Source organism: Dysgonomonas sp. GY75 (assembly GCF_015234155.1).
Lineage (GTDB): Bacteria > Bacteroidota > Bacteroidia > Bacteroidales > Dysgonomonadaceae > Dysgonomonas > Dysgonomonas gadei.
The window spans coordinates 90730-98861 of record NZ_JADCLQ010000009.1; the positions used below are offsets into that span (position 1 = coordinate 90730).

Consider the following 8132-nt stretch of genomic DNA (forward strand, 5'->3'; position numbering starts at 1 on the left):
GGTTAGATTTTTGAAAGCCCTTGAAGAAATATTTCTTCAAGGGCTTTTCTTTTCTTTCAATATTAAAAGTAACCGGCTGAAAGACCGCTTAACCAATTCAATATCGGCCTTATCCCATTTTGTATTTTATCTGATCGAATAAGTAAGGAAATATCCTCTCATCTACACCATGGTTAATGAGAGTAACTCTATCGGCATCGAAAAGCATTTGAAATAATTCAAAATCATTGTCCTGATACAATGCTTGTTTATAATATTCGACAGCTTCCTTTTTGTTTCCCATGCATAGCTCCACATGACCGGCATTCAGATAATCATGCACAGTTGGCTTGCCCGTCAGTATCCGGCTGTAATATTTTTGAGCAAGATCGTATTTCTTTTGTAAGAAAGCGGTCCATGCAATCGGCCGCAGAGCCTTCGCCCCTTTGCTGTCGAGCAATTCTACTTTGAAATAAGTGTTCAATGCTTGTTCATAATCATTCAGTTCCAGATAGCAATGACCTATATTCAATTCTATATTTATATTATCAGGAGTCAGTTTGGCTGCTTTCTTATAATATTCCAAAGATAATTCAGGTTGTTTCTGCGAACGGTACAATTGTGCGATACGCTTAATTATCCACGAGTCGTTAGGCTTCAGTAAATCTGCTTGCAAATAGGCATTGAGAGCACCCTCCAGATCATTAATCATCTGCCTGCAATAACCAACCTTCTGCCATATATCGTCGCTTTGATCATCTATAGCTATAAGCCTGTTGAAGATATTCAGGGCTTCACCGAAATTATTTTTATCAAAACAATACAGTGCTATTTTCTTCATATCTTCTATGTTTGAGATAAGCGGAGCTATCGATTTCTTGTCATAGAAATTGAGGCTTAGCCTGAATATATCATAGAAACTGTTTCGGTAAGGATTCAGTTTGAAGAAGCGGTACAAATCCTGAATATACTGATTCGACACCACCTCTTCATCTATAGCCGGATTCATTTCTTTAGCCTCCTTTTGCAGCTGTTTAATCTCTTCCGATTCAGCGCCCATACGTCCGAGCATCATTTCGCGCTGGGTAGCGGGGATCTGCAAAAGACTCAGGCAGAATGAATATTTATCGGAGTTACACATATGTCCTGAATCTACAACTGCAGCCTGCAGCAAAGCACTCTTCTTCTCTTCGGGGAACAGAGTCGAAAATTCGGAATATGAAGGATCGAACGGTAAGAACCAGTTACCCATATCGGAGAAAAATGAAAAGTTCTTTAATCCGGAGAAAGTAGAATGGAATACATCCGCTCCTTCCATTTGCAAATTGGAATACTCCTGTAACTTCTTACCCAGGCCGGATTCTTCCAGTTCTTTTTGCCATTCAGGATTCTTCTCCGAAAAATCGGAATCACCACCCATTAGTTCATCCATATTGAGTTTTCTTCCTGCCAGATTATTGAACTTCATCATCTCGGGCAGTATCTCTTCCTTGATCTTTTTAGTTATCTGTTCCGTTTCGCGGGAACGAATAAGCTGTATGATAGTTCTTAATATAGCTTTGCGAAACTCCGGTTTTTCGGAAAGTGTATCCAGTTGATTTTGTAATTCAGGATATAATGCCCAACGGACGTCATACATTTGCATCACGACAACCAATCCCACAATTGCCCTGGCCCTCAGCTGTATATTATCTAAGGCTGATGCCTGCATCAACACCTGTATTTTTCGAAAATCGAAACGATGAAACAGGCTCAAAGTGATAGCTGACAAGAACAGGCTTTTTTCGCGAACAGGCAAACTAAAATTGGTAACAAACGAAATATAATCGTTAAAATCATTCTCATCGGCACGTGGTGAAACAAATACCATATTGAAGATATCGGAAGCTATACGCTCACGTTTTACTGCTAGTTCCCGCTTCTTATTTGTTTTTTCTTCGCCATCCTCGAGTAAATCGATCAGTGCAATAGAGTCTGCCACATCTTTTAGTTGCGAAGCATAGCCGGATATTGTCCCGTTTTTCAGTGAATTAATACGATACTTTTCATAAAAGACATTCGATGACTCTATTCTTAGCAACTCATCAGCCGAGTCATCTGCCAATTCATATAATGAACGTAATAGATTATTGTACACACTCTCCCGCTCCGGGTCTTCAACCCCTTCGAAGAGATAATGGAGCATGAATTTATAATTTGTTTCCAGTTCGCTAAGAGTTTCAGAAATTTTCCAGTCCTGTGTATTTATTGTCAGTTTCATTAATGACTCAAAGGCATCTTTCAACTGTCTTTTTGACAGGTTTTGAAGAATATCTTTCTTTAATGAAATTATGTCGCGGCTGTTCATACTTTAGTTACGAGTTATAAGTTACAAATTTACCAGAGTCCCGGCAATTAATTAGTAAGGACTAAAGTAGAGGGTGCATCTTTCATCAGTTTAGGATTTCTGCTATCCAGTTCCTTCCAGCTATTGAGGCTTATCATTATCAAATCCTGCTTTTTCAGAATATCACTATCGATAGGGATATTATTATTCCAAAGCTGGAACAGATAAGGGTTTATCGCCTTAATCGCGCGAACGGATTTTATGAAATCCATCGAGGTATCCATCAGTCCGATAGCATCCCAAAGGGTAATCCGCACATACGAATTTTCGGCCAGTCGTTCCATGAAATCCCCTACAAAGATGTCGTCCTCGTCCAGTATAGGAACAAAAATATTCCTCATACTTACCAGTCCTTTATCTATACCTCTATCAACAAATATGCCAACCGGCATATCGCTCTTGGAAACAATGGTACGTTGCCCTTCGTCGAGGGGGGCCAGCAGCATGCGGCTCCATTTTTTCTGATTTCCTAATTTTGTAAGTAAATAATTAGGTAAATGAAGTATCCTGTTAGAGAAGCCAAGGAAGCGTCCCAGAACATTATCTGATAAAACAGAGCCCTGATAGCCTATCAGCAGGAAGTCATAATCCCCTTTATTTGCTATCTTGGCAACACTATTATTGGTATCACCCACCACCTTGAATACCGGAATGAAACTTTGTTGCAGACTGTGCGCTTCCTCTTCTACCGGCTTGAACATCTCCTCTTCTTCTTCCTCTATACCGTATTGATACAGTAGGTTTCCTTCTGAAAGATGAAGCATTGTCAGTTCAGAACCCGCCTGTTTCTTCCTTATGAAACTATTAGCGACAAACATCAGTTTACGCCCCATTTCAGGGCTCTGAAACCAAACTAATATTTTGTATTTATCCTCCTGAACGAGATCGGTATCCGCTTGCTTTTTCTTGAATACTTTATCTATAATACTTAGTAAAGGAGATGTCATAAAAGTAGTGGTAAGTGCCATCACAACCATCATTGCAAAGACTTCGGGCGTAAGAATACCAAGGTCAAGTCCTATATTAAGCACAACCAATTCCATCAGTCCCCTTGTATTCATCAATGCGCCGATGGTAAGGCTGTCTTTCCAGTTATTCCCGACAAATCGTGCGGCAATTGCGCTACCCATTGTCTTTCCAAAAATGGCAAGGAAAACAATCCCTCCGCAGATCATCCATAAACCCGGTTCGTTGAGCAGTCCTATTTCAGTGCGTAAACCGGTAAAGACAAAGAATAAAGGCAGTAATAGTACCAGTGATACGTCTTCTATTTTTTCGGTAAACAGATTCCTGAAGTTAAGATTGGGAGGCATAATCACACCCGCCAAAAATGCCCCGAACAGCGCGTGTATTCCTATTACTTCGGTAGCGTAAGCCGAGAGAAACAATATCAAGAAAAACACTCCTATAACCGACTTGCTTATAGTTCTATTAGAAGATTGCAAATCAGCTATCCGTTTCAGAAAAGGACGCACAATCTTGAACATGGCTAGTACATATAGTAGCGCCAAAAGGATGATAAATAATGAACTGGCAAATGAGCCTGCCTTAACAACGGCAATAACGGCAGCCAACAAGCACCAGGCAGTAATATCGTCTATTGCAGCACATGTAATTATGGTAGCACCCAAGGGTGTTTTATTAATCCCTCTTTCATGTATAATACGTGCCATGACCGGAAATGCTGCAATGCTCATAGCAATTCCCATAAATAAAGCAAACGGCAGAAAAATTGTGCTCTGGTGTGTAAAATTTCCAAACAAATAATAGGCAACAAGAACACCTAATGTAAAGCAAACCGCAATACTGGTATGGCTGATAATAAGAGCATTATTAGCCCTATTTTTCAAGGTTTTCAAATTCAGTTCCATACCCACGATAAACATAAACAGGATAAGACCTATCTGACTGAGAAACCGTATATTTTCCAAGGAGGATACCGGAAAAAGGAATTCGGATACCTGAGGGAAATAATGTCCAAGTAGGGAGGGACCGAGTACTACTCCTGCAAAAATCTCGCCCACGACGGTAGGCTGTCCTATCTTTTGGCAAATCCACCCGAATATTCTTACAGCCAGCAAAATAACAACTATTTGTAATAATAATATAGCTACAGGCGCGCCGAAATCCTCGGTCAGATGATGTATAAAATCGTTCCATGCGGAGGTGGTTGATGCCAACCCGTATACATTTTGTTTAGCTTCGAGATTATGTCTTCCAACCCTGACGATAAAATATATCAGTGCCGAAAACAGGCCTATGATAGATGTGTAAAATACAAGGTTTCTATATTTTTTCATAAACTTAATATGCTGTTTATGAGCTTACTTTTTTCTTTCAGATGCAAAGATACAATTTTTAAATGATAATCCGGTATTTCAATCCGGAACGAAAAATCGGCAAATATTGTTTCTGCACTATATTTATCTCTATATAAATAATTTGTGATCTGATAGCCTATTCATACAATATTCGTATGGTTATTTCGTTTCTATACTATAGAAGATGTGTGTATATGCTTAACAGTTAATAGAGAAGATTAGCTGAGAAACCTGTAGAGTCTTAAACAAGTGATAATTAAGAAGTGATATAAGAGATACTTTACCTAGTATTTAAAACACTTGACAAAGTGTTAAATAGCTGCATATTTGTTAAAAAATAGCTTTAAAAGTATGTATTAATCCAAAATTTAAACCCGAAGTTATCAGATATTTATTATATATAATTATCTTTGCAGCGTTTTTCTATAACTATAAATATTACAAAACTTTACGATTTCGATTTTTCGAGCCAAAAATAAACTTTATGGAGAAAAAAACTTACAAACTATTATCCGGGTTATCGTTTACTAGTATGTTGTCCATCCCTATTGTAACACTGACTTTGATGTTGTCGTGTTCCACATCCAATTCAGTACGTGAGATACGGGCTTCCCGCGACCCATACGCAAATTACGTACCGCCTATAAAAGTCAAAGTCCCTGTTACAAAGGATGATGCTTTGACAAAAGATTTATTTATGCAATCCCAATCTAAACGACCTAATATAGAGTTACCCTATATAGAAGGACAAGATAAAGGACAGGTTGTAGTTGCCGAGCAGGTCACATATACCAATGCAGAGACAATAAACGAACCTAAGCCTGATGCAAATAAAGTACTCGATCTTAGCCAAGTACAGCATCTGAGCGAGGTGGTAGTTATAGCTAAATCCCGTTTTACACCGGAGCAAAACGGACGGGTAAACGTGGACTTTGTAGTAAGAGTGCCTAAAGAACTACTTTCTACTAACTTCCGGGTAACAATGTCACCTAAGTTGTTGCATAATGACTCTGTGGTACCTCTTAAAACAATTGTGCTAAAAGGACAGGAGTTTTCAAACAAACAGAAACAATCCTATAAAGATTATGAGGATTATGTAAATTCCATAGTAGATGAGTCGCAATACGACAGCGTGTTTGTGGACTATAAAGGAGTAGAGGAAGATATCGCTTTCCAGCAAAACTTCTATTACAACCAGTACCATAAAGAATGGAGCAGGCAGGCTGATTTCGAAGAATGGAAAACCAGCAAGGAAGATGCTGAAGCGTTAATGGCCGCTAAACAGACCGGCTTCGACAAAAAGCTCTATTATGAGAATGTGCGTAAAGCAAGAGAGAAAGCAATGAAAGAGGTAGCAAAAGGTAAAGATACCACAGGCTTTTTCGCAAAATATATGAAAAATGTTCCTAAGCCGGATGATCTGAAAAAAGGCAGAACCGTTGTGGAGCAGAAAAATGATTATCGTCTCGATTTTTATAAAGAATATTCGAATCGTGCCAAAGAACAGGTTTTACGCGATTGGGCAACAGGTAAGGATACAATCGGAGCTTACGCCCGTTATATGAAAAACTTCGACAAGAACCTGAAAACTTTAATGCTGGAAGGAGAAGATCTTACCCGTATTCCTGAGAGGTTCCGTGATATATACAGGGAGGGTCGGGCTATGAACCAGATCAAGAACCAATATCTGACCAATCAGGACTCTATAGAAATCGCTCAAAGCCGCTATAAGTTTGAAGATATAGCGCTTAACGAGATGAAGAAAGAAAGGCGTGAAGAAAAAAGGCGTGAATTAATCGTTTTTCCTTATGAAGAAAATACCCGCCTCGATACCGTTATTCAAACCGATCGTGATTTCTTCTTTGTATACAAACAGGATTATCCTGTAACACCGGGGATGAGAAGACTTCGCTTGGCGATGAATACTAAAATAGATGCGATAGACCGCAGTAGTTTTGTTACCCCTCTGTCCGATACATTGTCTTATTTTATTTCATCCTTGTCTCAGCTGGTAGATTCTACACTCATATCCAAGACTACTACAATTCACAGGGATGTATATAATACAATGGTTATTTATCCCAAATTTGCAACAGGTAAATCCACCTTCAATATAAATTACAGGGATAACAAAGAACAGGCTGATAAAGTATTAAACACTTACCGCACATTTAGCGGAGAAGGCAAATTATTGATGGACAGTGTGATCATACGGGTATCCACAGCCCTGGATGGTTCGTATGATGATAATATCGAATTGTCAATGAAGCGTGCAAATGCACTGAAGGATTACTTTATCAAGTCGTTAGGAGGTAATAAAGCCGATATGGCAATGATATTCAAAACACGTTATAGTGGAGAAGACTGGAATACAATGGCCCGTTTGATTGTCAAGAGAACCGACATGCCTAACAAGTCTGAAATATTGGATATGTTGACACAAGCGGTAAATCCTGATCAATGTGAGCAGGAAATAAAGAAAAACTATCCGGCTGATTTCAAAATTATTCAGGATTCAATATATCCATTGTTAAACAAAGCTGACATTATCTTCAATATGACTCGTCCGGGTATGGCAGAAGAAATTTCAGTGAATACCGAAGTACGCCCGGATTATGCACAGGCACTCCGTTTCTTACAAGACAGGGAATACTGGAAGGCATTGGATATATTACAGGCTTATCCGGATTATAATACAGCACTATGCCTCGTATGCATGGGCTACAATGCGAAGGCTTTAGATTTATTAAATGATTTGAAGCAGACAGGAAATACGGAATACCTGAGAGCAATACTCTCTATCCGTGCCGGTAATGATAATGAAGCTATCGAACATTTAATAAAGGCCTGCGAATTAGATCCTACAAAAGCATATCGTGCACCACTCGATCCGGAAATTGCAGGATTGGTACGCAAATATAATCTGCAAGACCGGTTGAACAGCAGTGCCAATACTCCTGTAAGTTTACCCGATCAGGAATAACGTAATCGAGATAAAGAAAATTGAAAAAGCCTCAGCTAAATAGATAGCTGAGGCTTTTTTGTGCTGAATATTGAAATACGCTTTAATATGCAAGTATATACCTCCCCCAATAGCCATACCAATCTACCCTTCCCCCAACCTACCGGAATATATCTATAACTACTTTATATTTAGGGCAAACGCATCAAAATTCATAAAGCTGTTTTTCAGCCTCATGTAGGGGCGTATTGCATACACTAGTGTCCACTAAAAAAAATTAAGACATAATTGAGTATCATTTTGATAGTTTATCTGCGTATCATTATTATTAAAAAGATTTTCTATTGGCATTCTTTCAAATAATGATAAACTAAGTATTCGTAATATTTCATAAGTGGACACTTTTATTTTTAATTCATGTTTCATGATTGTAACAAGACAATAGGTTATTATAGCAGAAAATATTTGAATTTTGACGGCATTT

Annotated in this window: 3 protein-coding genes; 1 reads left to right on the plus strand and 2 read right to left on the minus strand. The window is 38.6% G+C overall.

Annotated elements, in window-relative coordinates:
- Positions 1 to 109: 109 nt before the first annotated feature.
- Both IR083_RS04710 and IR083_RS04715 read right to left on the minus strand, forming a co-directional pair.
- Entirely contained in the window at positions 110 to 2326 is a 2217-nt protein-coding gene (locus tag IR083_RS04710) for a tetratricopeptide repeat protein (RefSeq protein WP_194223444.1), read from the minus strand.
- A gap of 47 nt (positions 2327 to 2373) precedes the next feature.
- Positions 2374 to 4665 (minus strand): cation:proton antiporter, encoded by a 2292-nt coding sequence (locus tag IR083_RS04715; RefSeq protein WP_194223445.1) that lies wholly within the window; start codon positions 4663 to 4665, stop codon positions 2374 to 2376.
- Positions 4666 to 5170: 505 nt separating this feature from the next.
- On the opposite strand from IR083_RS04715, the gene IR083_RS04720 reads away from it, so the two are divergent.
- Positions 5171 to 7669 carry a hypothetical protein gene (locus IR083_RS04720; protein ID WP_194223446.1) on the plus strand — a complete coding sequence of 833 codons (2499 nt, stop codon included), beginning with the start codon at positions 5171 to 5173 and terminating at the stop codon, positions 7667 to 7669.
- Positions 7670 to 8132 lie beyond the last annotated feature (463 nt).